Below are 26,031 nucleotides of genomic sequence, written 5' to 3'. Positions count from 1 at the left end.
GGCGATGTTGTGAGTCAGTTCCAGTGCCCGAGCGAGACGCATAAAAAAATCCGATGCCAATACAGGCATCGGATTTTGATTTCTTGCGGCCAAAGGTCAAGCAAGAGGGCTTAACTGATCGGCATTACGCTCAAGGGCGCCGTTTTTAATGTGGCTATTTACCTATCAGTGGGACTCGGTGACCTGAACATTCGCCCGCGGGCGGTTCTTCAGGTTCTTGTCAGCCTTGTAGCGCAACGCGACGTCTGGTACCGAACCGCTTCTGCCGGTCTCGACCCAGCTGCGGATGCGGCCGGCATCGGCAAAGTGGGTGAATTTGCCGAAGGCGTCGAGGATCACCAGCGACACCGGGCGATTGCCCATGGTGGTCACCAGCACCAGGCAGTGGCCGGCCTGGTTGGTAAAGCCGGTCTTGGTCAGCTTGATGTCCCAGTTGGCGCGGTTGATCAGGTGGTCAGTGTTGGAGAAGCCCAGGGTGTAGTTGGGTTTGCGGAACGATACGGTCTTTTCCTTGGTGGTACTCAACTGGCTGAGCATCGGGTATTTGCGTGCGGCGGCCAGCAGCTTGCTCAAGTCGCGGGCGGTGGACACGTTGTGGATCGACAGGCCGGTAGGCTCCACATAGTGGGTGCTGGTCATGCCCAGCGCCTTGGCCTTGGCGTTCATCGCGGCGATAAACGCCGGGTAGCCACCCGGGTAGTGGTGGGCGAGGCTGGCGGCGGCACGGTTCTCCGAGGACATCAGGGCAATCAGCAACATCTCTTTGCGCGGCATCTCGCTGCCGATCTTGACCCGGGAGAACACGCCTTTCATCTCTGGCGTGTCCTTGATGTTGATGTCGATGTATTCATCCATGTTCTGCTTGGCTTCCAGCACGATCAGGCCGGTCATCAGCTTGCTCACCGAGGCGATCGGCACGATGACATCCGGGTTGCTGGCATAGATGATTTTGTTGGTCTGCAGGTCTACCACCATCGCACTGCCGGAGGCGATGTGCAGGGTGGACATGTCGCGAGGGGCGGTAGTGGTTTCGCTTGCGCTCGCGAAGGTGCCTGTAAATGCAAAAAATAGGCTGATGAGGGAAAGATGAATTTTCACGCGGATGAACTCGCTAAAAAGTAGGGATATACCGTTCTTCAACGGGCTTTCTGATAAATGCCGTTACATTTTAGGAGTATGGATCAGAAACTGTCGAATGTTCTTCTGAAAACAGATGAAACCCCTTAAAAACAAAGAAAAAAGTACTTTTTATCCGGCCAATAAAAAGCCCTGCAATAAGGCAGGGCTTTTTCAGAGCGGCTGGTTATTAGCTGTGCAGGGTTTCGGCTGCGTACAGCGTGTTTTCCAGCAGGCAAGCGCGGGTCATCGGGCCAACGCCACCCGGTACCGGCGTGATCCAGCCGGCACGGGGCAGGGCGGTTTCGTACACCACGTCGCCCACCAGCTTGCCGTCTTCCTGGCGGTTGATGCCCACGTCGATCACGATGGCGCCTTCCTTGATCCACTCACCCTTGACCAGGCCCGGCTTGCCGGCAGCGACTACTACCAGGTCGGCGCGGCCAACGTGGCCGGCCAGGTCCTTGGTGAAGCGATGGGTGACGGTCACGGTGCAGCCGGCCAGCAGCAGCTCCATGGCCATCGGGCGACCGACGATGTTCGATGCGCCGACGATGACTGCGTCCAGGCCGTACAGGTCGACGCCGGTGCTTTCCAGCAGGGTCATGATGCCCTTCGGGGTGCATGGGCGCAGCAGCGGGATACGCTGGGCCAGGCGGCCGACGTTATAAGGATGGAAGCCGTCGACGTCTTTGTCCGGGCGGATGCGTTCGAGCAATTTGGACGCGTCCAGGTGCCCGGGCAATGGCAGCTGCAACAGAATGCCGTCGATGGCCGGATTGTCGTTGAGGCTGTCGATCAGGTCGGTGAGGGCCTGCTGGGTGGTGTCTTCAGCCAAGTCGTAGGCTTTGGAAATAAAGCCGACCTCTTCACAGTCTTTACGCTTGTGCGAGACATAAACCTGAGAGGCAGGATCGCTGCCGACCAGGATCACCGCGAGGCCCGGCGTGCGCAGGCCTTGTTGGCTGCGCTCGGCGACTCGTTTGGCGATCTGCTGGCGCAGGCTGGCGGCGATTGATTTGCCGTCGATAAGTTGTGCAGTCATTACGCGTGATTAACCATCGAGAGGGGGAAGAAAAGTGCGCGCATTCTCGCATGCCATGGCGCAAGGGCAAAGGCGCTTGGTCTGCAAATTCCCCTAACCCCTTAAATAAAATGAATTTTTTATAAAAAGGATTTGACGGGTTTCGGGGGCATCTATACTATTCGTCGCACTTGTCGGGCACAGCCTAGCACTGGTTAGTTTGTAATCCTCCAAGAGTACAGATTAATAAGGCGCCCGTAGCTCAGCTGGATAGAGCATCCGCCTTCTAAGCGGATGGTCGCAGGTTCGAGTCCTGCCGGGTGCGCCATTAGGCAGCTTTGGCACAAGTAGCGCAATATGGTGGGCGTAGCTCAGTTGGTAGAGCACGGGATTGTGACTCCCGTTGTCGAGGGTTCGATCCCCTTCGTCCACCCCATATTTAAAGGGCGCCAGATTAACAGTCTGGCGCCTTTGCTTTAAGAGCTTCATGCGGATGTGGTGGAATTGGTAGACACACTGGATTTAGGTTCCAGCGCCGCAAGGTGTAAGAGTTCGAGTCTCTTCATCCGCACCAAATAAAGTTTCGTGAAGGCCTGCTGGTCGTCCCGAAGCTCAACAAATAGCCGTTTTGACAGGCTTTTTGGTCACGCAATATGGTGGGCGTAGCTCAGTTGGTAGAGCACGGGATTGTGACTCCCGTTGTCGAGGGTTCGATCCCCTTCGTCCACCCCATATTTCGAAAGGCGCCAGATTAATAGTCTGGCGCCTTTTTTGTTTCAGCGGTTTGAAGTTTCAACGCGGTCGCAGGTGCTGGGCTGCAAGGGCAGGGCGTTTCGTCGTATTTATGTTGCTCGATGATGCCGCGCTGCCCGCTGGTCTTGCTCGCAGGGCCGGTTGTCAGGGAGATGATCGGCAACCGCTTCTATATATAGAAGGGTTGGCGCAGAGCCCTGGCGTGATGGGATGTATTTGCTACCGGGGCGAGGTGCACTCGTGCATTCGCACCTATAAATTGCCTGCTGTTTTTTTACCCGTTTTCAGTAGGGTGACTTCTTGAGTTTGACCCACTAGAATGCATGCCCTTGATTCTGGGGTCGGAAACGGCCGGCTAACGTCTGTGCAACGAGGAATATCCATGCAAGTTTCTGTTGAAAATACTTCTGCTCTTGAGCGCCGCATGAGCATCACCGTGCCGGCTGAGCGCATCGAGACTCAGGTCAACAAGCGTCTGCAGCAGACTGCCCAAAAGGCCAAGATTGCCGGCTTCCGTCCGGGCAAAGTGCCAATGAGCGTGATTCGTCAGCGTTATGAAGCTGATGCGCGCCAGGAAGCAGTAGGCGACGTCATCCAGTCTTCCTTCTACGAAGCTGTGGTTGAGCAGAAGCTGAACCCGGCCGGCGCTCCTTCGGTTGAGCCGAAAGTGCTGGAAAAAGGCAAGGACCTGGAATACATCGCAACCTTCGAAGTGTTCCCTGAGTTCACCGTTGCCGGTTTCGACTCCATCGCTATCGAGCGCCTGAGCGCTGACGTAGCTGATTCGGACCTGGACAACATGCTGGAAATCCTGCGCAAGCAGAACACTCGTTTTGAAGTAGCCGATCGCGCTGCCCAGAACGAAGACCAGCTGAACATCGATTTCGTTGGCAAGGTTGACGGCGAAGCATTCGCTGGCGGCTCCGCCAAGGGCACTCAGCTGGTGCTGGGTTCCAACCGTATGATCCCTGGTTTCGAAGACGGCCTTGTTGGCGCTAAAGCCGGCGAAGAGCGCGTTCTGAACCTGACTTTCCCGGCTGACTATCAGAACCTGGACCTGGCGGGCAAAACCGCCGAGTTCACCGTGACCGTCAACACCGTTTCCGAGCCTAAGCTGCCAGAACTGAACGAAGAATTCTTCAACCAGTTCGGCATCAAGGAAACTGGCATCGAAGGTTTCCGCACCGAAGTTCGCAAGAACATGGAGCGTGAACTGCGTCAGGCCATCAAATCCAAGGTCAAGAACCAGGTGATGGACGGTCTGCTGGCCGCCAACCCGATCGAAGTGCCTAAGGCCCTGCTGTCCAACGAAGTTGACCGTCTGCGCGTGCAGGCTGTTCAGCAGTTCGGTGGCAACATCAAGCCAGACCAACTGCCGGCCGAGCTGTTCGAAGAACAAGCCAAGCGCCGCGTTGTACTGGGCCTGATCGTGGCTGAAGTGGTCAAGCAATTCGACCTCAAGCCTGACGAAACCCGCGTTCGTGAAATGATCCAGGAAATGGCTTCGGCCTACCAGGAGCCTGAGGCTGTTGTGTCCTGGTACTACAAGAACGACCAGCAGCTGAACGAAGTGCGTTCGGTTGTGCTGGAAGAGCAAGTTGTGGATACTGTTCTGCAGAAGGCTAAGGTGACCGATAAAGCGGTCTCTTACGAAGAAGCAGTCAAGCCGGCTGAAGCAGCACAAGCCGACTGATCGCTCAACTCGTTTGAAAATACACCCATAAGCCAGCCTCGCGCTGGCTTATGCGTATTCAAGACATGACTATTTGGGAGTAACTGCAGAGCATGTTCCGTAATTCGTATATTCAGCAGAACTCTGATATCCAGGCCGCTGGCGGCCTGGTCCCGATGGTTGTCGAGCAATCTGCTCGTGGCGAACGCGCCTATGACATCTACTCGCGCCTGCTCAAGGAGCGAGTGATCTTTCTGGTTGGTCCGGTAGAGGACTACATGGCCAACCTGATCTGTGCGCAGCTGCTGTTCCTTGAAGCGGAAAACCCGGACAAGGACATCCATCTCTACATCAACTCCCCGGGCGGTTCGGTAACGGCTGGCATGTCGATCTACGACACCATGCAGTTCATCAAGCCGAACGTATCGACCACCTGTATCGGTCAGGCGTGCAGCATGGGTGCTTTCCTGCTGACCGCTGGTGCTGAGGGCAAGCGTTACTGCCTGCCGAACTCACGTGTGATGATTCACCAGCCACTGGGCGGTTTCCAGGGCCAGGCATCGGACATCGAAATCCATGCCAAGGAAATCCTCTTTATTCGTGAGCGTCTCAACACGCTGATGGCCAAGCATAGCGGGCACACCCTGGAAGAGATCGAGCGCGACACCAACCGCGACAACTTCATGAGCGCCGAAGCGGCTCGTGAATACGGGTTGATCGACGCAGTGATCGAAAAGCGCCCCGCTTAATATAAGCAGCTCAAAATAGGGCTGGTCGGCAGGTCCGACCACCAGTGGGCTTGAAAAAGCCCTCAATAGCCTTCATCTTGTGTTGCAAGCCTATCGGATTTGGATCGAACGAATGACTGACACCCGCAACGGCGAGGACAACGGCAAGCTGCTCTATTGCTCCTTCTGTGGCAAAAGCCAGCATGAAGTACGCAAGTTGATTGCCGGCCCCTCGGTCTTTATCTGCGACGAGTGCGTCGACCTGTGCAATGACATCATCCGTGAGGAGGTGCAGGAAGCCCAGGCCGAAAGCAGCGCGCATAAATTGCCTTCGCCTAAAGAAATCAGCGGCATCCTTGATCAGTATGTGATTGGTCAAGAGCGTGCAAAGAAGGTTCTGGCCGTAGCGGTGTACAACCACTACAAGCGTCTGAACCAGCGTGACAAGAAAAGTGACGATGTCGAACTCGGCAAAAGCAACATCTTGCTGATCGGTCCTACAGGTTCGGGTAAAACCCTGCTTGCAGAAACCCTGGCTCGCCTTCTGAACGTTCCCTTCACCATCGCCGACGCAACCACTCTTACCGAGGCCGGTTACGTAGGTGAAGACGTCGAGAACATCATTCAGAAGCTGCTGCAGAAATGCGACTACGACGTGGAAAAGGCCCAGATGGGCATTGTCTACATCGATGAAATCGACAAGATTTCGCGCAAATCCGACAACCCGTCGATCACCCGGGACGTTTCCGGTGAAGGCGTGCAGCAGGCGCTGTTGAAACTGATCGAAGGTACTGTTGCTTCCGTACCGCCACAAGGCGGCCGCAAGCATCCACAGCAGGAATTCCTTCAGGTTGATACGCGCAACATCCTGTTCATCTGTGGCGGTGCGTTCTCCGGTCTGGAAAAGGTTATTCAAAACCGTTCCACCCGTGGTGGCATTGGCTTCAGTGCAGAAGTACGCAGCAAGGAAGAGGGCAAGAAAGTCGGTGAGTCCCTGCGTGAAGTCGAGCCTGACGATTTGGTCAAGTTCGGTCTGATCCCGGAATTCGTTGGCCGTCTGCCGGTCCTGGCGACGTTGGACGAGTTGGATGAGGCTGCGTTGATGCAGATCCTCACCGAGCCGAAAAACGCCCTGACCAAGCAATACGCCAAGCTGTTCGAGATGGAAGGTGTGGACCTCGAGTTCCGTGCTGACGCGCTCAAGTCGGTGGCCAAGCGGGCACTGGAGCGCAAGACAGGCGCCCGTGGTTTGCGCTCGATCCTCGAAGGCGTACTGCTCGACACCATGTACGAAATCCCCTCGCAGTCCGAGGTGAGTAAAGTGGTGATCGACGAAAGCGTTATAGAAGGTAAGTCCAAGCCACTGTATATCTACGAAAACAGTGAGCCGGCTGCCAAGGCTGCGCCAGACGCGTAAGCGTTGCACCGCCGAGCTGTACAAAATGAAGGGGCCTTAAGGGGCCCCTTTGTTTTTACTGCGTTTAACTGATGCCATTACGCTTGTTTTTTTTGCAGGCAGCCCCCATCTTGGTTTCAAGCTTACTTTCATCTGTCATAGAGGCGAAATCATGAAGACAACCATCGAATTGCCTCTCCTGCCGTTGCGTGATGTCGTCGTCTATCCGCACATGGTTATCCCGCTGTTCGTGGGGCGCGAGAAGTCTATCGAAGCCCTCGAGGCCGCGATGACGGGCGACAAGCAGATCCTGCTGCTGGCCCAGAGAAATCCTGCTGACGATGATCCGGGCGAAGATGCCTTGTATCGCGTTGGTACCGTTGCAACTGTCCTGCAACTGCTCAAATTGCCTGATGGCACCGTCAAGGTGCTGGTGGAAGGCGAGCAGCGCGGTGCGGTCGAGCGTTTCATGGAAGTGGACGGTCACCTGCGTGCCGAAGTGGCGCTGATCGACGAAGTCGACGCCCCTGAGCGCGAGTCCGAAGTGTTCGTTCGCAGCCTGCTGTCCCAGTTCGAGCAATACGTGCAACTGGGCAAGAAAGTCCCCGCAGAAGTCCTCTCTTCACTCAACAGCATTGATGAGCCAAGCCGCCTGGTCGACACCATGGCCGCGCACATGGCGCTGAAAATCGAGCAGAAGCAGGACATTCTCGAAATTATCGATTTGTCGGCCCGGGTCGAACACGTCCTGGCGCTGCTGGATGCCGAAATCGACCTGCTGCAGGTTGAGAAGCGCATTCGCGGCCGTGTCAAAAAGCAAATGGAGCGCAGCCAGCGCGAGTACTACCTGAATGAGCAGATGAAGGCCATTCAGAAAGAGCTGGGTGACAGCGAGGAAGGCCACAACGAAATCGAAGAGCTGAAAAAGCGCATCGATGCCGCCGGCCTGCCGAAAGACGCCTTGACCAAGGCCACCGCCGAGCTGAACAAGCTCAAGCAAATGTCGCCGATGTCGGCCGAAGCCACCGTGGTTCGTTCGTATATCGACTGGCTGGTGCAGGTGCCGTGGAAGGCCCAGACCAAAGTGCGCCTGGACTTGACCCGCGCCGAAGATATCCTTGACGCCGATCACTACGGCCTCGAAGAAGTCAAAGAACGCATCCTCGAATACCTCGCCGTGCAAAAGCGCGTGAAGAAGATTCGTGGTCCGGTGTTGTGCCTGGTCGGTCCTCCTGGTGTGGGTAAAACCTCGCTGGCGGAGTCGATTGCTCACGCCACCAACCGTAAATTCGTGCGCATGGCCTTGGGTGGCGTGCGTGATGAAGCGGAAATTCGTGGCCATCGCCGGACTTATATCGGTTCGATGCCAGGAAGATTGATTCAAAAGATGACAAAGGTGGGTGTGCGCAACCCGCTGTTCCTGCTCGATGAAATCGACAAAATGGGCAGCGACATGCGTGGGGATCCGGCATCTGCTTTGCTGGAAGTACTCGACCCCGAGCAGAACCACAATTTCAACGACCATTACCTCGAAGTCGACTACGACCTGTCCGACGTAATGTTCCTGTGCACCTCCAACTCGATGAATATTCCACCTGCCTTGCTGGACCGGATGGAGGTGATTCGTCTGCCGGGTTACACCGAAGACGAGAAGATCAACATCGCTGTCAAATACCTCTCGCCCAAGCAGATTACGGCCAACGGCCTTAAAAAAGGCGAGATCGAATTTGATGCTGACGCGATCCGCGACATCATTCGTTTCTACACCCGCGAGGCCGGTGTACGGGGCCTTGAGCGTCAACTGGCGAAGATCTGCCGCAAGGCAGTGAAAGAACATGCGCTGGAAAAACGCTTCTCGGTGAAGGTCACAGCCGACCTGCTGGAACACTTCCTGGGCGTGCGTAAATTCCGCTACGGCCTGGCAGAGCAGCAGGATCAGGTGGGTCAGGTCACAGGCCTGGCGTGGACCCAAGTGGGCGGCGAATTGCTGACCATCGAGGCCGCCGTGATCCCGGGTAAAGGGCAACTGATCAAGACCGGTTCACTGGGTGATGTGATGGTCGAATCCATCACTGCCGCGCAGACCGTGGTGCGCAGCCGCGCCAAGAGCCTGGGGATCCCCCTGGACTTCCATGAGAAGCACGACACCCACATCCACATGCCGGAAGGGGCGACCCCGAAAGACGGCCCTAGCGCTGGCGTAGGCATGTGCACGGCACTGGTATCAGCCATTACTGGCATTCCGGTGCGCGCCGATGTTGCCATGACCGGGGAAATCACCTTGCGTGGCCAGGTACTGGCCATTGGTGGCCTCAAAGAGAAATTGCTGGCTGCACACCGTGGTGGTATCAAGACCGTGATCATTCCTGAAGAGAATGTTCGCGACTTGAAGGAGATTCCTGACAATATCAAGCAGGATCTGCAGATTAAACCGGTTAAATGGATTGACGAGGTCCTGCAAATTGCGCTGCAATACGCGCCGGAGCCCTTGCCGGATGTGGTTCCGGAGATAGTTGCAAAGGACGAAAAACGCGAGACTGACTCTAAGGAAAGAATTAGCACGCATTAATACGTTTAAGCCTGGGGGCTTCCTTGACAGCTTTTTAGAGCCCTTGTTATAAAGCGGCTCTTAAGTGTCTGTAGGCCATTCAGCGCTGGTTTTTGCTTTCACCAAAAAACTTAGAATCATACTCAATAGATATAAGGGGACTTAGAGTGAACAAGTCGGAACTGATTGATGCTATCGCTGCATCTGCTGATATCCCGAAAGCCGCTGCTGGCCGTGCGCTGGACGCAGTAATCGAATCCGTCACTGGCGCTCTCAAGGCCGGCGACTCTGTGGTACTGGTTGGTTTCGGTACTTTCTCTGTGACCGATCGTCCAGCTCGCACTGGCCGTAACCCACAGACTGGCAAGGCTCTGCAAATCGCCGCTGCCAAAAAACCAGGCTTCAAAGCCGGTAAAGCCCTGAAAGAAGCGGTTAACTAAGCTTCACTCAAGCCTTACCCATCCGGGTCGGACGCAGGTCTGACCTGGCAGCGGAGCGGCAGCTGACCCCAGTATCCATCGGGTCGCCACGCCGGGGGTGTGGGTTCAAACCCCCGTCCGCTCCGCCAGTTACGAGAAGGCGCATCCTCGGATGCGCCTTTCTTCTATCCGGACTCTACCCACGCTCCACGGTTGCCTAATTTTGAAGTTCAACCGTTTCTGGGGGACGCATGCTGCAGAATATCAGGGACAATTCACAAGGCTGGATTGCCAAGACCATTATCGGGATCATCGTCGCATTGATGGCGTTCACCGGTATCGAGGCTATTTTTCAGGCTTCGACCAACAACAAGCAGGACGTGGCCAAGGTCAACGGTGAAGAAATCACCCAAAGCGAACTGGGCCAGGCGGTCGACATGCAACGTCGTCAGCTGATGCAACAGCTGGGCAAGGACTTTGATGCTTCCTTGCTGGACGAAAAGCTGCTGCGTGACGCCGCGCTTAAAAGCCTGATCGATCGCAAGCTGCTGCTGCAAGGCGCAGCCGATTCGAAATTTGCTTTCTCCGAAGCTGCGCTGGATCAAGTGATCCTGCAGACACCGGAATTCCAGGTGGATGGCCAGTTCAACGCTGAGCGTTTCGACCAGGTGATCCGTCAGTTGGGTTACAGCCGTATGCAATTTCGTCAGATGCTGAGCCAGGAAATGCTGATCGGCCAGGTTCGTGCAGGCATTGCCGGCAGCGGTTTTGTCACCGACGCCGAAGTGCTGGCTTTTGCCCGTCTGGAAAAACAGACCCGCGATTTCGCCACCGTCGGCATCAAGGCCAACCCTGCGGCGGTGAAACTCACCGACGACGAGGTCAAGGCTTACTACGACCAACACGCCAAAGAGTTCATGACCCCGGACCAGGTGGTCATCGACTATCTGGAGTTGAAGAAGGCTTCCTTCTTCGACCAGGTCACCGTGAAGGACGATGAGCTGCAAGCCCTCTATCAGAAAGAAACCGCCAACCTCGCTGAACAGCGTCGCGCGGCGCACATCCTGATTGAAGTCAACGACAAGACGACCGACGAACAAGCCAAGGCCAAGATCGAAGAGATCCAGGCACGCCTGGCCAAGGGCGAGAAGTTCGAAGCCCTGGCAAAAGAGTTCTCCCAGGACCCGGGTTCTGCGAACAACGGCGGTGACCTCGGTTTCGCAGGTCCTGGTGTCTACGACCCAGCCTTTGAAACCGCGTTGTACGCGTTGAACAAGGACCAGGTCTCGGCACCGGTCCGTTCAAGCTTCGGCTGGCACCTGATCAAGCTGTTGGGCGTTGAAGCACCAGAAGTGCCATCGTTCGCCAGCCTGAAAGACAAGCTGACCCGCGAGCTCAAGACCCAGCAGGTTGAACAGCGTTTCGTTGACGCGACCAAGCAACTGGAAGACGCTGCATTCGAAGCTTCCGACCTGGCCCAGCCTGCGTCGGACCTGAAGCTGACCGTGCACACCTCCGCGCCGTTTGGCCGTGAAGGTGGCGAAGGCATCGCTGCAAACCGTGCCGTGGTAACCGCTGCATTCAGCCCTGAAGTACTGGATGAAGGTGCCAACAGCACCGCCATCGAGCTGGATCCGGAAACCATCGTGGTGCTGCGTGCCAAAGAGCACTTGAAGCCTACCCAGTTGCCGCTGGAAAGCGTTGCCACTGCCATCCGTGCCCAGTTGACCAAGGAGCGCGCAAGCGCTGCGGCGAAGACTCACGCGGACGAGCTGATTGCCAGCCTGCGTGATGGCAAGACACCGCTGAGCCAGCCGATTGATGGCCAGGCCTGGAAAGTCACCCAAGCGGCCACCCGTGGCCAGGAAGGTATCGAGCCGGCTGTACTGCAAGCCCTGTTCCGCATGCCAAAGCCTGCGGCCAAGGACAAGCCGACCTTCACCAGTGTGACCCTGCCAGACGGTAGCCTGATGATCGTGCGCTTGAACGCGGTCAATGAAGCCGCTGCCCCGACCGATGACGAGAAGGCTCAGTACCGCCGCTTCCTCGCCTCGCGTATCGGCCAGCAAGACTTCGCCGCCTATCGCAAGCAGTTGGAAACCAAGGCTGAGATCAAGAAGTTCTGATCTCGTAACAGCCTGAATAAAAAGACCCCGGCCTGAAGAGGCCGGGGTCTTTTTTTATCCGTAGTATTCAGGAGCGTTTAGTCGATCGTTCAGGAGATCACGCCGTGAGCAAACGGATTTATATCAGCGGAGCTTCGGGCGCAGGCGTGAGTACCTTGGGTATCGCATTGGCGGATAGGCTTCACGTGCCCCATGTGGATGTCGATGATTATTACTGGTACCCCACCGATCCTCCCTTTGAGAAATCGCGCCCACCCGAAGAGCGGGTGGTGCTGTTAGCTCAAGCGCTGGCTGAGTTGTCTTGGGTGCTGTCCGGTTCAATGGATGGCTGGGGCGCCGAGGTGATTCAAAATGCGGACCTGGTGGTCTTCATTGACACGCCAACGGCACTGCGAATCGAGCGCTTGAAATCGCGGGAGTCGCAACGGTTTGGCTCGCGGATTTTGCCGGGCGGCGATATGCATGAGAACCACCAGAAATTTCTCATATGGGCTGAAAGCTATGAGGCCGGCACCCGGGCGGGTCGTAGCCGGCCCAGGCATGAGCTGTGGCTCAAGCAACTGACTACACCCGCCATTCGACTGAACGGGGAAATCGCGGTCGCAGAGATGGTGACAAAAGTAGCCGCCGCGATTTCCGGTTTGACTCCACAGCAATCAACCCGCGATTGAGTCAACGAGCAAACTTGAGCTTGCCCCACGTCAGGCCAATCACTGCCGCCAGGGATGAAGCGGTGAGCACACTCAGCTTGGCAGCCGAGAGCAGCGTCGGATCAGAGAAGGCCAGCGACGAGATGAAAATCGACATGGTGAAACCAATCCCCGCCAGCAGTCCCACCAGGGCGACGCCGTTCCAGGTTACGCCGTCCGGCAGTTTGCAGATGTTCAGTTTCACCAGCACGAAACTGGCCAGCATCACACCCAGCGGCTTGCCGAGCACCAGCGCCAAGATGACGCCCATGAACACACCGTGAGGCAGCGGATCGTCCAGGTTGAACCCTTGCAGGCTCACCCCTGCGTTAGCCAGGGCAAACAGCGGCATGACGCCGAAGGCCACCCACGGGTGTAACCCGGCTTGAATTCGCTGCACCGGCGGCAACATTTCCCGCTGGGCCTGTCGCAACTGCTTCAACGGTTTAGCGACCTGATGTGCGCTTTCAGCTGATTGCGAAAGCCGGTCCATCAGCTCATTAAACGTGCGCCCGATGGTGTCGAGAGGGCGTTCCCGGGTGGGCCTGGATGTGACAGGCGTCATCAGGCCAAGCATCACGCCCGCGAGCGTCGGGTGTACACCCATCTTCAGCAGGCCAAACCAGACAATCGCCCCCGGCAGCAGGTACATAGCGGCCTTGCCAATCCCCATCCGCTGAAAAACCAGCACCAGCGCCAGCCCGCAGGCCGCGATCACCAGGCCCATGTAGTCCAGGCTCGCGGTATAGAAAATCGCAATGATCAGGATGGCGACGATGTCATCAATGATCGCCAACGCCAGCAACAGGATGCGCACGCCAGCCGGAATGGATTTACCCAACAGCGCCAGCACGCCCACGGCAAACGCGATATCGGTGGCCGTGGGCACCGCCCAGCCGCTGGCCGCTTCGGTGCCATGATTGAGCAGGGTGTAGATCAGCGCCGGCATCAGCACGCCACCCAGTGCCGCGCCCAAGGGCAGGGTGGCGAGTTTCAGGTTGGCGAGTGCGCCGTCCCTGATCTCCTGGCGAATCTCGGCGCCCACCACCAGGAAGAAGATGGTCATCAGCCCATCGTTCACCAGGAAGTGCAAGGAGCGCGAGACCGTGAAGTCCCCCAGCCCGATAGTGAATGGGGTGTTCCAGAAGTGTTCGTAGGAATTGGCGAAGGGGCTGTTGGCCCAGATCAGCGCGACGATCGCCGCCAGCAGCAACACGATGCCGCTGACTGCTTCGATCCGTGAAAACCGCTCCAGCGCAGACAGCGCGCCTTCGACCAAAACCTGGGGGCGAGGAATTGCAGGGTGTTTATCAGGCACGACAAGTCTCCATTGGCGGCCCGACCAATGCTTATCCTTTAACCTGCGCTGTGCCGTATGCAGCAGCGCACCCGGTGCGATGATAGGAACCTCGCGGGCAATATGTAAACAATCATGTCGCTGACCTGGCCTTTTCAGCCGCTACCTCATGGGTGGGGGCTTGTAGAAAGCCGCGCGCCAGTTGCTGATAAAGCTCGGGGCCCATCCTTGAGCTGACGGCTTTAGCCAGCAACGCAACGGCCATCAGGCTGATCACCATCCCGTGGCTGTCGATCATCTCCATCACGATGATTGCCGAGGTGATCGGGGACTGTGTAACGGCGGCCAGGAAACCCACCATGCAGAGGGCGATCATCGGTTGAGCGGCCAGGCCGAATAGGTCCGCGGCGTTGGCACCAACAGCGGCGCCTACGGCCAGGGATGGGGCAAAGATACCGCCGGGTATTCCGGAAAAGTAGGTCACCACGGTCGCCAGAAAGCGCGTGATCGGCGCGTGCCAGGGCAGGCCTACATCGGAAGCGATGATGTGCGAGGTAATACCGTAGCCGCTGCCAAACGACATGCCGCCACTGAGCCAGCCCAGAATCGCCACCACCATCCCACAGGCCCCGGCAAACCAGACCGGATGAGCACGGCGCCATTCCCATAGCACAAACCGATGATGGCGCTGAGGCCAAAGCAACATTCGGCTGAACAGGCCACCCAGCAGGCCACAGCCAATACCGGTGGCCAGTACTGGAATGATGATGTCGAGCTTGATCGCTTGAACGTCGAAGTGACCGAAATAGTTGTAGTTTCCCTGCAAGGCGATAGCGACCATCCCCGACAGAATGATGGTGCTGAGCAGAACACCACTGGTCCGGGTTTCGAGCTTGCGCCCCAATTCTTCGACTGCAAACGCAACGCCCGCAAGAGGCGTATTGAACGCGGCCGCTATGCCGGCCGCGCCGCCGGCCAAAATCAGGTCTTCGCTGCGGATGATTCGTGCGTTGGGCAGATAGCGGTGAAAGAAATGCATGATTGACGCCGCGACTTGAACCGACGGCCCTTCACGCCCGGCTGAAAAACCGCCGGTCAGCGCCAGTGTGCCGAGGCCTATCTTGGCAAAGGCAATGCGCAGCGACACCAGTTTGTCGACGGGCAAGCCTTTGTGGGCCTGGCGGGTAGCGGCGATGACCTGAGGAATACCACTGCCTTGGGCACCGGCAAAAAAACGCGTGGTCAGCCACACCACCAGCATGCCCACCAGTGGTGTGTAGATAAAAGGCAACCAGGGACGGTCGGCAGTCTGCTGCGCAAACTGTGTCAGTGCCAGGTCTGCCAGCCTGGCGAACATCACAACCAGCAATCCGGCAATCGTCGCGGCCGCCCAGAGTGTTACGCGGGTGCGCCATCGGATGGAGGTAAAGCGACGGCGCAACAGAATTCCCGGCCTGATCACCTGAGCGAGCCCCCGTTAAGTTTTGGCGTGGTAGATACGGCAAGACTAACCGGCTACCGGGCACCGTCCAAATGTCTTTTGGCGGGTGTTCATGAAGAAGTGCCTTTGGGCAGTTCAGGCGCCCTTGGCGTCGCGGCCAACGCCAGCAGCAACAGCCCGACGATGGCCCATGGAAACGAGCCGACTCCCCACCCTTGCAGCAACATGCCGCCCAGCAGCCCGCCACCGGCGATGCCCAGGTTCCACACGGTGACCAGCATCGACTGTGCGGCATCGGCTGAATCCCCGGCCGACTTGGCCAGCGCCGTTTGCAGCAATGCCGGCAGGCCGCCAAATGCCAGCCCCCACAATGCCACCGTGGTGTAGATGACGGCGGAGGAGGTGAGCCAGAACGCCAGCGCCAACGCCGACAGTGCAAACATCCCGCAGCTGATTACCAATAAGGCACGCAGCCGCTGATCAATCAGCGCGCCGACAATCCAGATGCCCAGCAGCGCCGCCAGGCCAAATACCAGCAACACCTTGTCGATGTCTGCGGCAATCCCGGCAGGCACCAGGAACGGCGCGATATAGGTGTAGAGAATGTTATGGGCCAGCACGTAGGTGAAGGTCACAAACAGCACCGGACGAATCCCCGGGAGTGTCAGCACCTGACGTAATCCCAGGCGTTTTTCCGCTTGTTGCCCGGCAAAATCCGGGACCTGCCAGCGTACCCAGGCCAGCAGCAGAACGGTAAGGCCTGTCATGATCGCAAAGCTTAGGCGCCAGCCTACCGTGGTGCCCAGGAATGTCCCGGCGGGCACACCCAGTGACAATGCCAGCGGCGCGCCAAGCATGGCCACGGCAATCGCCCGGCTTTGTAAGTGCGGCGCAACCATGCGGCTCGCGTAACCGGCCAGCAGTGCCCAAAGCAATCCCGCGAACACGCCGGCGAAGAACCTCGCCACCAGGGTCAGCAGGTAATCGCTGGAAAACGCCGTCACACTATTGACCAAGGCAAACCCGCCGATGGCAATCATCAGCAAAGGCCGCCTGCGCCAGCCTCGGGTGGCGATGGTCAGCGGAATGGCGGCCAGCAGCGAGCCGAGGGCGTAGAGCGTCACCAGCTGGCCCACCAAGGCTTCGGACACGCCGAGGCCGGCGCCCATTTGCGGCAGCAGGCCAGCCGGCATCGCCTCTGTGAGGATGGTGATGAAACCGGCGGTAGCCAGTGCCAGCAAACCGCCCAGGGGCAGTCGTTCATGGCTCGCCGCAAGGGGAGTGGAAGGTAAGGCGCTGTCGCTCATGTTTCTGGGCTCCGGGTTTCAGACGAAAGGGCAGGGAGCCAGAGTAGGGTGCTGCGCGGTGTAGAAAAACAGGCTAAGGTTCCGAACTTATCGGACGTCAATGTCCGCAATCCTTGGGAGCGAGACGATGGACAGCCTCGGCAGTATTTCAGTGTTTGTGCAGGTGGCGGAAACCCGCAGCTTTACCGAGGCCGGGCGCCTGCTGGGGGTGTCTTCCTCGGCCATTGGCAAAAGCATCGCGCGCATTGAAGAGCGCCTGGGTGTGCGGCTGTTCCATCGCAGTACCCGCAGTATCACATTGACCAACGAGGGCGCGCTGTTTCTGGAACGCTCCCGGCGCATCCTGGCCGAGGTCGAGGCCGCCGAACAGGAGCTGAGCCAGGCATCCGCCACGCCAAGGGGCAAGCTGCGCGTCAGCCTGCCGCAAGTGCGCAGCCTGTTGATGCCGGTGCTGACGGACTTCATGCGGGCCTATCCAGAGATCGAGCTGGACGTGGACTTCTCCGACCGCATGGTGGACGTGATTGAAGAAGGCTTCGACGCCGTGATCCGTACCGGCAAACCCGAGGACTCACGCTTGATGGCACGTCACCTCGGCTATTACCGCCTGGTGCTGGTGGCTTCCCCCGAATACTTGCGCCTGCACGGCACACCGCGCCAGCCCCGGGACTTGAACCATCACGCCTGCCTGCGCCACAAGTTCTGCGCCACCGGCAAGCTGGAAGCCTGGCCACTGCGCCCGGAACCGGGCCAGCCTGCGCCGACCCTGCGTGCACCGCTGGTGTCCACCACCATCGAATCGCTGATGCACGTGGCCCATGAGGGCCTGGGCATTGCTTGCCTGCCGGACTTTATGGTCCGCGAATCAGTGGAGCAGGGCCGCCTGCAACGGGTATTGGACTATTACCTGGAACACAACGGCAGTTTCTGGATGCTCTGGCCATCAAGTCGCCATGCCTCAGCGAAGTTACGCGTGTTTATCGACCATATGGGCGAGCGGCTTTTTCCTGCAGACACCGTCCCGTAAGGCTGTGACGTTTTACCGACAGGAATTCGCGCGCCAAGGCCACGTTCTGTTGCACAATACCGCCCTGACTGTTTTCCTCAGGATTTTCGATGTCGACATCATTTCACTTGCGTAGCCTCGGGCTGGCGCTGGTGCTGGCGGGCGCTGCGGGCTGCTCGTCACCCAAGACCGCTATTTATGAACATGAGAATTTCGACGACTCCGGTACGTTTTCCCGTGATTACCCGGTCAGTGACACCGCAGCCTGCGAAGCGGCGCGGCGTGCGCTGTTGAGCCAGGGTTACATCATCACCAGCAGCGATCCGAAGCTGGTGGTGGGTAACAAGAGCTTCCAGCAGACCGGCGAAACTCACCTGCAAATCAGCTTTAACGTGGTGTGTGCCGACGATGGCAGCGGTAATCATCACTCGACGATGTTCGCCAACGCCTTGCAGGACCGCTATGCGCTGAAGAAGGTCAACAACTCCGCCAGCCTGGGTGTGGGTGTGTTGGGCTCGGTGTCGATGCCGATTGGCTCCACCGATGATTCGATGGTCAAGGTGGCCAGCGAGACGGTGTCGGCGCCGAAGTTCTATGAGCGTTATTTCGCGCTGGTGGACGTTTTCCTGCCCCAGGAAGTGAAAAAGGCTGCGCATATTCCAGAGAAGCCCAAGGCTGACCTGGGCATTCCGGAACCGAAGGCCGCTCCGGCGGCCGATAAGGTTGAGGCGCCTAAAGAAGCGCCAAAAGAAGTGCCCGCCACACCGGCGGCCCCGGTGACGCCTGCGGTTGTTCCTGCGGCATCGGAGCCGGTTGTACCGCCGGCAGAGCCTGCGCCGATTGCTCCCAAGGAAACCCCGGCACCTGCGCCAGAGGCCACAACCCCGACACTGCCGGCGCCGACCGAAGCGATTCCGCCCCTGCCGACGCCTGCGCAGTAACTACACCGCTACGGGGTTGGCCTTGTCGACGTTGATCCCGTAGCGGCTGATTGCTTCCGCCACCCTGGTGCGGCTGATCAGGCCGTCATCTGCCAGCGCCTTCAGGGCCGCCAGTGCAATGAAGTGGCGGTCCACCTCAAAGAACTCGCGCAAGGTTTCGCGGGTATCCGATTGCCCGAAGCCATCCGTGCCCAGCGCCACAAAGCGCCGGCCCGGCACGAACGGGCGGATCTGGTCAGCAAAGATTTTCATATAGTCGGTCGCAACCACCACAGGCCCGGCCTGGCCCTCAAGACACTGTTCGACATAGCTGGTACGCGGTTCGCTTTGCGGGTGCAGCAGGTTCCAGCGCTCCACGCAATGGCCTTCACGGCGCAGCTCGGTCAGGCTGGTGACGCTCCACACATCGCTGGCCACGGCAAAGTCGTCGCGCAGCAAATCGGCGGCGGCGAGCACTTCCCGCAGGATCGAACCGCTGCCCATCAGTTGTACCCGTGGTTGCGCGGTGTCTTCAGCCGCCTTCAACCGATACATGCCCTTCAGGATCCCGTCCTCGACGCCTTCGGGCATCGCCGGGTGCGGGTAGTTTTCGTTGAGCAGGGTGATGTAGTAGTAAATGTCCTCTTGCTCGACGTACATGCGGCGCATGCCCTCGCGAATGATCACCGCCAGCTCGAAGGCAAAGGTCGGGTCATAGGAAATGCAGCAAGGAATCACCGACGACAGCACATGGCTGTGGCCATCGTCATGCTGCAACCCTTCGCCCATCAGCGTCGTGCGCCCGGCAGTCGCCCCCAGCAGGAAGCCACGCGCCCGCGCATCGCCTGCGGCCCAGGCCAGGTCGCCGACCCGCTGGAAGCCGAACATCGAATAGAAGATGTAGAACGGCACGGTCATCAAGCCGTGGTTGGCGTAGGACGTACTCGCCGCGATCCACGAGGAAATGGCGCCGGATTCATTCAGGCCTTCCTGCATGATCTGTCCGTCCTTGCTCTCTTTGTAGTAGGAAAGCTGGCCTGCATCCTGTGGGGTGTAGAGCTGGCCGACGGCGGAGTGAATGCCGATCTGGCGGAACAGGCTTTCCATGCCAAAGGTGCGCGACTCGTCCGGCACGATGGGCACGATCAGTTTGCCCAGGTTCGGGTCCTTGAGCAGCGTGCCGAGGATGCGCACAAAGGCCATGGTGGTGGAAATAGCGCGCTCGCCGGTGTCCTTTAGCTGCGTGGAAAAGGCTTCCAGTTCCGGGATCTTCAACGACTCGACCGCACTATGGCGGGCCGGCACGTAGCCGCCCAACGACTGGCGGCGCGCGGCGAAATAGCGCGCCTCTTCGCTGCCGGCCGCGGGTTTGAGGTAAGGGATTTCGGCGAGTTGATCGTCGGCCACTTCCAGCCCGAAGCGATCTCGAAAGGCTTTGACCGCCTCCGCGCCCATCTTTTTCAGCTGGTGGTTGATGTTCTGGCCTTCACCGGCCTCGCCCATGCCGAAGCCCTTGACGGTTTTCGCCAGGATCACCGTCGGCTGGCCGCTGTGGCGCACGGCGGCGGCATAGGCGTTGTAGACCTTGTCCGGGTCATGGCCGCCCCGTGAGAGTTTCCAGATATCGTCGTCGGACATATCCGCCACCAGCGCCAGCAACTCCGGGTATTTGCCGAAGAAGTGTTCCCGCACGTAAGCGCCGTTTTGCGATTTGTAGTTCTGATAGTCGCCGTCCACGCAATCCATCATGCGCTGGCGCAGCAAGCCGCTTTTATCCTTTTCCAGCAGCGCATCCCAGCCGCCGCCCCAGATCACCTTGATCACGTTCCAGCCGGCGGCGCGGTACAGGCTTTCGAATTCCTGGATCACCTTGGCATTGCCGCGCACCGGGCCGTCCAGGCGTTGAAGGTTGCAGTTGACCACGAAGATCAGGTTATCGAGTTTCTCGCGCCCGGCCAGGGAAATCGCCGCAAGGGATTCCGGTTGATCCATCTCGCCATCACCGAGGAACGCCCACACCTTGCGGCCCTGGTGCTGCTTGAGGTCGCGGAACTCCAGGTAGCGCATGAAGCGCGCCTGATACGCGGCGGTAATCGGCCCGAGGCCCATGGACACCGTCGGAAATTGCCAGAAGTCCGGCATCAGCCGAGGGTGCGGATAGGACGACAGACCGTCACCACCGGCTTCCCGGCGGAAGTTGTCCAGCTGCGCCTCGCTGACCCGGCCTTCAAGGTACGCCCGGCCATAAATCCCCGGCGACGAGTGGCCCTGGATGTACACCAGGTCGCCATCAAAACTGTCGGTGCGGCCACGGAAGAAGTGGTCGAAGCCTACGTCATACAGTACGGCGGCCGACGCGTACGTCGCGATATGCCCACCCACGCCGGAATGTTTGCCGGCGCGCAGCACCATGGCCATGGCGTTCCAGCGGATAAACGCATTCAGCCGGCGTTCGGTGGCCAGGTTGCCGGGGTAGGGCAACTGGCGGTCCACCGGGATGGTGTTGACGTAAGGCGTGGTCACCCGCCCGTAGAAGTCGCCATGCCGCGCCACGTCGAAATCCAGCAACTGATCAATCAGGTAATGCGCGCGCGGGCGGCCCTCGGTGGACAGCACCGATTCGATGGACTCCAGCCATTCGCGGGTTTCCTGTGGATCGTCGTCGAGTCGTACTGCAGTGTTCGGGGTCATGTCAGGCTCCAGGGTGGACGGATTTCAACGTGTGGGCTCCTTGTGGGAGCTTTGCGAATGTAGTTGCAATTGCAACTACATGGCTGAATCTAGCGCGGGATGAGCTACTATTGCAACCTTCTTGAAATTCCCCGGATGGTGTTGCATGTCGTCGAAAGAGCCTGATGTATGGTTCCGTTTTGTTCGGGCCCACAGGACGGTCATCCGTGAAATCGAACGGCGCCTGACCGATGCCGGGTTGCCGCCTTACGCCTGGTACGACGCCCTGTGGGGCCTGGAAAGCGGCCCCGATGGCACCCGGCGCATGCACGAATTGGCTGATGTGCTGGCCATCGAGCGCTACAACCTGACGCGCCTGGTAGACCGCCTGGAAAAGGACGGCCTGGTGGTGCGTTCGCGCTCCGACGGTGACGGGCGCGCAGCCTTCGTCTCGATCACTGACGAGGGCCGGGTGCTGCGTAAAAAGATGTGGAAAATCTACGAAAGCAGCGTGGATGAATTGTTTTTGTCGCAGCTCGACAGCGAGCAGCGCCGGGGCTTTGCCGAGGCGTTGGAGCGCACCGCAGGGTTGGCGATGGAGGCGGGCGTACAGACCCGTGGCCGGCGTAAGCCCTGAAGCAAATACTCCAGGCGACGCAGATCCAGTGTGGGAGCGGGCTTGCTCGCGAAAGCGGCGTGTCAGCGAAAGAACTATCAACAGGCACACCGCCTTCGCGAACAAGCCCGCTCCCACATTTGATCTGTGATGGATTGCAGATCGTCATTTCAGGTGATACCGATGCAGGGCGGTTTCGACCTGTTCTGCGTTGATACGGCCGTCATCCGCCAGCGCCTTCAATGCCAGCACGGCAATCCAATAGCGACTGGGCGCTGACGCTTCCACCGAACCCGCCCCCAACGCCACAAACCGCACATCCATATGCCCCGCCAACTGATCGACGATTGGCTGCGGATACCCGGTGACCGCGATCACTGGCGCGTCATCCCCGGCCAGGCAATCCTGTAGATGGCAGCTGCGCTTCGGTGCCAAAGGGTGCAGGCGATTCCAGCGGTGCGCCGCATCCGCTTCACGGGCCAGCCGTGTGTAGCTGGGGCAACTCCACAGTTGCGTCTCTATGTTCCAATCGGATTCGAGCAACTGCGCTGCGTGCACAACCTCTTCAAACGCCCGACCCGCGCCCAGCAGGCGTACGCGCAACTCACTCGTATACGAGCGCCGCACCCGATACATGCCCTTGAGTGCATCGTCACGATCCTGTGGGCTCAGCCCCGGCCCGTCGTGTTGATCGTGCAGTGCCAGGTAATAAAACCCCGGCTTACCGTCGACATACAGCGCCTGCAAACCCGCCAGCACAATCGCCCGGGTTTCCTCGCCGGAGGCCGGGTCATACGGTGTGCAGTGAGGATTGCTGGCCAGCCACAAGGGTAGTGACGCAGACACGCGGGTTTCGCTGTCGTTGCACAAGATGCCCCGCTGGCGGGTCTCGCTGGACAGCGCCCGCAACTGCGCCGATGAAGCCGCCGTGTGCAGGTACAACATGGGTTTTTCCCCGGTATTGCGCGCAAACCAGGTGGGCCAGTCCATCACCCTGCGGGACCGTGACTGGCCGCGAATCACCCACGCCTGTCGGCAACACTCCAGCGTATTGGCCATTGTCATCACGCTATACAGGGGCGAGCAGCGGTGTTGCTGCGCTGCGTTCAAGGCGTCGATACAGATCAGGGCGGAGCGTTCGGTGCTGGTAGTCATGAGCAGGGTCGCTTGGCAACGGGTGCCCATACCCTAATGGAATTCGGCCTATGATTGCAATTGCAATGATTGCAGTTGCATCTAAAATTCATCCAGCTAAATCAGCCCAACGCTGCTACGTTTAATCTTGAAGTGCAGGAACGTCATGCCCCCGACATTTTTTCGTCATGACGGCACTTTAGGCTGGTTGTGCCGGTCATTAGGCAACCCCTTTTCATAAAACAAGGAGCCAACCATGGACGATTACCAGGAAGAACTGCTGGAGTACCAGGCTTTTGAACTGGATCCGCTGGATCCGGCCGATGATGCCACCGAGCTGTAAAACAGACGTCAGGCGGAATGCCGCTGACTGCGGCGAAATTCCCCTGGGGTCTGGCTGTTCCAGCGCTTGAAGGCTCGTTGAAAGGCTTCCGCTGAGGCAAAACCCAGCAAATAGGCAATTTCACCGAACGCCAGTTCGGTATCGCGAATGTAGGTCATGGCCAGGTCGCGGCGAGTGTCGTTGAGAATCGCCCGGAACTGAGTCCCTTCTTCCGCCAGCTTGCGCCGCAAGGTCCAGGTCGGCAGTTTCAAACGTGACGCCACTTCTTCCAGGTCGGGTTCCCGGCCACCATTGAGCATCGGCCCGAGCAACCGGGTAATGCGCTCGCGCAGGCTGCGGGTGCGCGTCAACTGCTCCAGTTCCCGTTCACACAGCTGCACCAGCAATTGCCAGGTACTCGGGCAATGCTCTGGGTTGCGCATGGCCAGGGTTTGCTGGCTCAGGCGCAATTGGTTGTGCTCGGCGCCAAACTGGATCGGGCAGTCCCAAAGCTCGCCGTAGCGCTCGCTGTAGTCGGGTGCCTGGAACTCGATCTCGATGCGCTGCGCTTGCACCGGTTGCAGGCTCAGGCTCGACAATTGATGCAGCCAGCCGGCGATGATCGAGTCCACCACGAAGCGGTTGTAGGCGTTGTAGGGGCTGATGGAATAGAAGCGCAGCCAGGCGCCGTCAGCGTCCTCGTGAAAGCTCGATTGGCCGCGATAGTTGGAGCCGTACAATGCTTCGAAGCGTGTCAGGGTGCGGGCGGCTTCGCGCACGGTGGGCGCCTGGGCGGCGGTGACTCCGGCGAGGCCCGCCTGGCTCAAGCGGCTGAGCTGGCCCATGCGCAGGCCCAGACTGGGGTCGCCGGTCAGTTGGATGGCCGCAAAGCCCAGGCGCATATAGCGCGGGATCGACAAGCGTGCGCCAGCCTCTGCCAGGCGCGCCGGCTCGAGGCCGTATTGCAGCAGCAACGGTTGCGGGTCCAGGCCATGGCTGTGGATCGCATCGGCCAAGGTGTGGACAAAGCCCACCGACAAATCCCCAAGCCGCACCGGTTTCATCGTGTTACAGCCACACGTTCAGCAGGCGCGCGCCGCGGGCATTGCCGTCGGCGAACACCTGGCCGTTGCTGCTGAGGAAGCTTTGCCCGGCGCTGCCCATGTCAAAAAACTGGCCGCGCAGGAACACGCTCATGCCGGCAGTGGCCTGGCTGATGGGTTGTTGGCTGATCAAGGTCAGGCGGTGCCAGGCTTCGCCTTCGCTGAGTTCTTCGGGCTTGAGGCTGATCTCCGGTGGCGTCGACACGCTTTTGAAACCGCGCCACGGCTTGTCCCAGGTCTCGCGGCCAATCACGAAAGCCGGCACCGCCACCAACTGTGCACCTTGCTCATTGAGCTTGCGGTAGTTGTCGGGGTACCAACTGTCGCTGCCGATCAGGATGCCCAAACGCCCGGCCGGGGTGTCGACCACGCGGACGGTGTTTTCGTCGCCGGGCTCGATAAAGCCGCGCTCATCGAAAATCGGGTAAAGCTGGCGTTGTGGCTGGCCCAGCGGCAAACCATCGCGGCCGAACACCAGGCTGGTGTTGTACAGCGCGCCGTGGCCGATCTGCAGTTGGCCCTGGCTTACGCTCGGGTTGGGCAGGGCGATGGAGCCGGCCACCAAGGTCACGCCGAACTCCTTGGCCAGGCCGCCGAACAGCACCTGATAGTCGCGGGCCATGGCCGGGGCTTTCATGCGCAGGTAGGCGTCGTCGGTGCGGTCATCACCCTTGGCGCTGATCAACGCCCGCAGGAACAGCAACGGGTTGCTCGCCGACAGCCAGTTCATCGCTTCCTTAAGGTTGGTGGCCTGGTACAGCTCGTTCTTCTCGCCACTGACCATCAGCCAGGTGCCGATATGTTCCGGCAGCACCACAATGGTCTTGTCGTTGATCAAACCCTGGTCGCGGGCCTTTTGCAGATAGGCCGCAAGCTTCAGGTGCAGGCGTTCCAGGCTCTGGTAGTCGGCGGGGAACAGTTCCGGCTGGATGCCCAGCAGGTTACCGCGGTCGGCAGGCACGCCTTCGTCGACGGCCAGGTTGATCCGCAGGTCGGACAGGTAATGGCCCACAGGGCGCTCCTGGGTCCAGACCAGATAGGCGGAGACGGCGGCGACCAGGGCCATGATCAGGGTGAAAGCGAGAAGTTTACGCATGGTGCAAATGACAACGGACCGTGTGCTGGGTTTGCATTTTCTCTCAAATTTCTGGGCAGGGTACGAAAAACCGTGGTTTGGCACGAAAATCTCAAAAGCCTTGAGTGCGTGTTTTCGCCACGGGCCGGATCTTTCCTGGGTCGACAGTAACGGGTTGTGGCCATCGGTGCACGCACCCTCGTCGAGGCCTGGGGGATGTTACTCGTGCGCGCACCAGCTTCTGGCGGATTGTTACTTTGTGCCTCAATACCGTGCGCAAGTTCCTCGCCGGGCGTCATTCGCGCGATGGGTTCGCGAAGGGCTGGCCGCGCAGCTCAAGTGTTTGCGCGCTTTAGAAGTCTCTGTGAACAACGATGCGTCGAGTTGGCAGCAACCTTGCATATGCTTGTATGTACAAGTAGAGATGTGTGCGTAAGAGTCCATGAATATCTCTTCGCACCAGTCATGTTCGCGCATTGATCGTTGAGGAATTTTTTGTGACCAAGCCTACCCAGTACCGTGACGTCGAAATCCGCGCTGCTCGCGGCAACACGCTGACCGCCAAAAGCTGGCTGACTGAAGCGCCGCTGCGCATGCTGATGAACAACCTCGACCCACAGGTGGCCGAAAACCCGAAAGAACTGGTGGTGTACGGCGGCATCGGCCGTG

General features: G+C 59.0%; 19 protein-coding genes, 4 tRNA genes and 1 pseudogene. 15 read left to right on the top strand and 9 right to left on the bottom strand.

What is annotated here, in order from left to right; translation table 11 throughout:
- Window positions 1-165: 165 nt before the first annotated feature.
- Window positions 166-1,098, bottom strand: coding sequence for a D-alanyl-D-alanine endopeptidase (pbpG, locus tag CEC48_RS27120; RefSeq protein WP_088426520.1), 933 nt, complete (start codon window positions 1,096-1,098; stop codon window positions 166-168).
- Between the two features lie 208 nt (window positions 1,099-1,306).
- Complete coding sequence (folD, locus tag CEC48_RS27115; RefSeq protein WP_088426519.1) at window positions 1,307-2,161, bottom strand: bifunctional methylenetetrahydrofolate dehydrogenase/methenyltetrahydrofolate cyclohydrolase FolD; 855 nt, start codon at window positions 2,159-2,161, stop codon at window positions 1,307-1,309.
- A 230-nt stretch (window positions 2,162-2,391) separates the two neighbouring features.
- On the opposite strand from folD, the gene CEC48_RS27110 reads away from it, so the two are divergent.
- The 11 genes from CEC48_RS27110 (at window position 2,392) to CEC48_RS27060 (ending at window position 12,453) form a co-directional block, all read left to right on the top strand.
- A tRNA-Arg gene (locus tag CEC48_RS27110) sits at window positions 2,392-2,468 on the top strand.
- A gap of 32 nt (window positions 2,469-2,500) precedes the next feature.
- Window positions 2,501-2,576: transfer RNA gene (locus CEC48_RS27105), tRNA-His, on the top strand.
- Between the two features lie 53 nt (window positions 2,577-2,629).
- Window positions 2,630-2,714: transfer RNA gene (locus tag CEC48_RS27100), tRNA-Leu, on the top strand.
- Window positions 2,715-2,796: 82 nt separating this feature from the next.
- A tRNA-His gene (locus CEC48_RS27095) sits at window positions 2,797-2,872 on the top strand.
- A 403-nt stretch (window positions 2,873-3,275) separates the two neighbouring features.
- The gene (gene tig, locus CEC48_RS27090) at window positions 3,276-4,586 is read left to right on the top strand and encodes a trigger factor (protein WP_088426518.1); all 1,311 of its coding nucleotides are present in this window, start codon (window positions 3,276-3,278) and stop codon (window positions 4,584-4,586) included.
- Between the two features lie 92 nt (window positions 4,587-4,678).
- On the top strand, window positions 4,679-5,314 hold the full coding sequence (clpP, locus tag CEC48_RS27085; RefSeq protein ID WP_003174822.1) for an ATP-dependent Clp endopeptidase proteolytic subunit ClpP: 636 nt from the start codon (window positions 4,679-4,681) through the stop codon (window positions 5,312-5,314).
- Between the two features lie 112 nt (window positions 5,315-5,426).
- On the top strand, window positions 5,427-6,710 hold the full coding sequence (gene clpX / locus CEC48_RS27080) for an ATP-dependent Clp protease ATP-binding subunit ClpX (protein ID WP_003207856.1): 1,284 nt from the start codon (window positions 5,427-5,429) through the stop codon (window positions 6,708-6,710).
- A gap of 151 nt (window positions 6,711-6,861) precedes the next feature.
- Window positions 6,862-9,258 (top strand): endopeptidase La, encoded by a 2,397-nt coding sequence (gene lon, locus CEC48_RS27075; RefSeq protein WP_088426517.1) that lies wholly within the window; start codon window positions 6,862-6,864, stop codon window positions 9,256-9,258.
- Window positions 9,259-9,404: 146 nt separating this feature from the next.
- Window positions 9,405-9,677, top strand: a complete 273-nt coding sequence (locus tag CEC48_RS27070; RefSeq protein WP_003174819.1) for an HU family DNA-binding protein — start codon at window positions 9,405-9,407, stop codon at window positions 9,675-9,677.
- A 230-nt stretch (window positions 9,678-9,907) separates the two neighbouring features.
- Window positions 9,908-11,782 (top strand): SurA N-terminal domain-containing protein, encoded by a 1,875-nt coding sequence (locus CEC48_RS27065; RefSeq protein WP_088426516.1) that lies wholly within the window; start codon window positions 9,908-9,910, stop codon window positions 11,780-11,782.
- A gap of 104 nt (window positions 11,783-11,886) precedes the next feature.
- Window positions 11,887-12,453 carry an adenylate kinase gene (locus tag CEC48_RS27060; RefSeq protein ID WP_088426515.1) on the top strand — a complete coding sequence of 189 codons (567 nt, stop codon included), beginning with the start codon at window positions 11,887-11,889 and terminating at the stop codon, window positions 12,451-12,453.
- 1 nt (window position 12,454) lies between these two features.
- On the opposite strand, the gene nhaA is transcribed toward CEC48_RS27060, so the two are convergent.
- From nhaA to CEC48_RS27045, 3 genes are all read right to left on the bottom strand, one after another.
- Window positions 12,455-13,789 carry a Na+/H+ antiporter NhaA gene (nhaA, locus tag CEC48_RS27055; RefSeq protein ID WP_088426514.1) on the bottom strand — a complete coding sequence of 445 codons (1,335 nt, stop codon included), beginning with the start codon at window positions 13,787-13,789 and terminating at the stop codon, window positions 12,455-12,457.
- Window positions 13,790-13,901: 112 nt separating this feature from the next.
- Entirely contained in the window at window positions 13,902-15,230 is a 1,329-nt protein-coding gene (locus tag CEC48_RS27050) for a chloride channel protein (RefSeq protein WP_088426513.1), read from the bottom strand.
- A gap of 89 nt (window positions 15,231-15,319) precedes the next feature.
- A complete protein-coding gene (locus CEC48_RS27045; RefSeq protein WP_088426512.1) occupies window positions 15,320-16,516 on the bottom strand; it encodes an MFS transporter in 1,197 nt (398 codons plus the stop codon).
- 127 nt (window positions 16,517-16,643) lie between these two features.
- Between CEC48_RS27045 and CEC48_RS27040 the strand changes: the two genes are divergently transcribed.
- Together CEC48_RS27040 and CEC48_RS27035 are read left to right on the top strand one after the other, a co-directional pair.
- The gene (locus tag CEC48_RS27040; RefSeq protein WP_088426511.1) at window positions 16,644-17,543 is read left to right on the top strand and encodes a LysR family transcriptional regulator; all 900 of its coding nucleotides are present in this window, start codon (window positions 16,644-16,646) and stop codon (window positions 17,541-17,543) included.
- 89 nt (window positions 17,544-17,632) lie between these two features.
- Window positions 17,633-18,463, top strand: coding sequence for a DUF2242 domain-containing protein (locus CEC48_RS27035; protein ID WP_088426510.1), 831 nt, complete (start codon window positions 17,633-17,635; stop codon window positions 18,461-18,463).
- On the opposite strand, the gene aceE is transcribed toward CEC48_RS27035, so the two are convergent.
- Entirely contained in the window at window positions 18,464-21,133 is a 2,670-nt protein-coding gene (gene aceE / locus CEC48_RS27030) for a pyruvate dehydrogenase (acetyl-transferring), homodimeric type (protein ID WP_088426509.1), read from the bottom strand.
- Window positions 21,134-21,278: 145 nt separating this feature from the next.
- Here aceE and CEC48_RS27025 point away from each other — a divergent pair, with 145 nt between their 5' ends.
- A complete protein-coding gene (locus CEC48_RS27025; RefSeq protein WP_088426508.1) occupies window positions 21,279-21,749 on the top strand; it encodes a MarR family winged helix-turn-helix transcriptional regulator in 471 nt (156 codons plus the stop codon).
- Window positions 21,750-21,893: 144 nt separating this feature from the next.
- Here the strand turns inward: CEC48_RS27025 and CEC48_RS27020 are convergent, their stop codons facing one another.
- The 3 genes from CEC48_RS27020 to CEC48_RS27010 form a co-directional block, all read right to left on the bottom strand.
- Window positions 21,894-22,913 carry a pyruvate dehydrogenase gene (locus CEC48_RS27020; protein ID WP_088426507.1) on the bottom strand — a complete coding sequence of 340 codons (1,020 nt, stop codon included), beginning with the start codon at window positions 22,911-22,913 and terminating at the stop codon, window positions 21,894-21,896.
- Between the two features lie 300 nt (window positions 22,914-23,213).
- A complete protein-coding gene (locus CEC48_RS27015) occupies window positions 23,214-24,248 on the bottom strand; it encodes an AraC family transcriptional regulator (protein WP_088426506.1) in 1,035 nt (344 codons plus the stop codon).
- Window positions 24,249-24,252: 4 nt separating this feature from the next.
- Complete coding sequence (locus CEC48_RS27010; protein WP_088426505.1) at window positions 24,253-25,383, bottom strand: carbon-nitrogen hydrolase family protein; 1,131 nt, start codon at window positions 25,381-25,383, stop codon at window positions 24,253-24,255.
- Window positions 25,384-25,859: 476 nt separating this feature from the next.
- Between CEC48_RS27010 and CEC48_RS27005 the strand changes: the two are divergent.
- Window positions 25,860-26,031 (top strand): annotated as a pseudogene (locus tag CEC48_RS27005) (urocanate hydratase); the annotation flags it as partial.

This window comes from Pseudomonas sp. K2I15 (assembly GCF_002204795.1).
Lineage (GTDB): Bacteria > Pseudomonadota > Gammaproteobacteria > Pseudomonadales > Pseudomonadaceae > Aquipseudomonas.
This window is presented reverse-complemented; position numbering and strand designations above follow the sequence as displayed.

What these genes read in the sequence shown, in the direction of transcription:
- tig (WP_088426518.1), top strand. Translation starts at nt 3,276, where the DNA reads ATGCAAGTTTCTGTTGAAAATACTTCTGCTCTTGAGCGCCGCATGAGC.
- CEC48_RS27040 (WP_088426511.1), top strand. Translation starts at nt 16,644, where the DNA reads ATGGACAGCCTCGGCAGTATTTCAGTGTTTGTGCAGGTGGCGGAAACC.
- aceE (WP_088426509.1), bottom strand. Translation starts at nt 21,133, where the DNA reads ATGACCCCGAACACTGCAGTACGACTCGACGACGATCCACAGGAAACC.
- CEC48_RS27065 (WP_088426516.1), top strand. Translation starts at nt 9,908, where the DNA reads ATGCTGCAGAATATCAGGGACAATTCACAAGGCTGGATTGCCAAGACC.
- CEC48_RS27045 (WP_088426512.1), bottom strand. Translation starts at nt 16,516, where the DNA reads ATGAGCGACAGCGCCTTACCTTCCACTCCCCTTGCGGCGAGCCATGAA.
- CEC48_RS27025 (WP_088426508.1), top strand. Translation starts at nt 21,279, where the DNA reads ATGTCGTCGAAAGAGCCTGATGTATGGTTCCGTTTTGTTCGGGCCCAC.
- CEC48_RS27020 (WP_088426507.1), bottom strand. Translation starts at nt 22,913, where the DNA reads ATGGGCACCCGTTGCCAAGCGACCCTGCTCATGACTACCAGCACCGAA.
- CEC48_RS27035 (WP_088426510.1), top strand. Translation starts at nt 17,633, where the DNA reads ATGTCGACATCATTTCACTTGCGTAGCCTCGGGCTGGCGCTGGTGCTG.
- folD (WP_088426519.1), bottom strand. Translation starts at nt 2,161, where the DNA reads ATGACTGCACAACTTATCGACGGCAAATCAATCGCCGCCAGCCTGCGC.
- CEC48_RS27015 (WP_088426506.1), bottom strand. Translation starts at nt 24,248, where the DNA reads ATGAAACCGGTGCGGCTTGGGGATTTGTCGGTGGGCTTTGTCCACACC.
- CEC48_RS27010 (WP_088426505.1), bottom strand. Translation starts at nt 25,383, where the DNA reads ATGCGTAAACTTCTCGCTTTCACCCTGATCATGGCCCTGGTCGCCGCC.
- clpP (WP_003174822.1), top strand. Translation starts at nt 4,679, where the DNA reads ATGTTCCGTAATTCGTATATTCAGCAGAACTCTGATATCCAGGCCGCT.
- clpX (WP_003207856.1), top strand. Translation starts at nt 5,427, where the DNA reads ATGACTGACACCCGCAACGGCGAGGACAACGGCAAGCTGCTCTATTGC.
- lon (WP_088426517.1), top strand. Translation starts at nt 6,862, where the DNA reads ATGAAGACAACCATCGAATTGCCTCTCCTGCCGTTGCGTGATGTCGTC.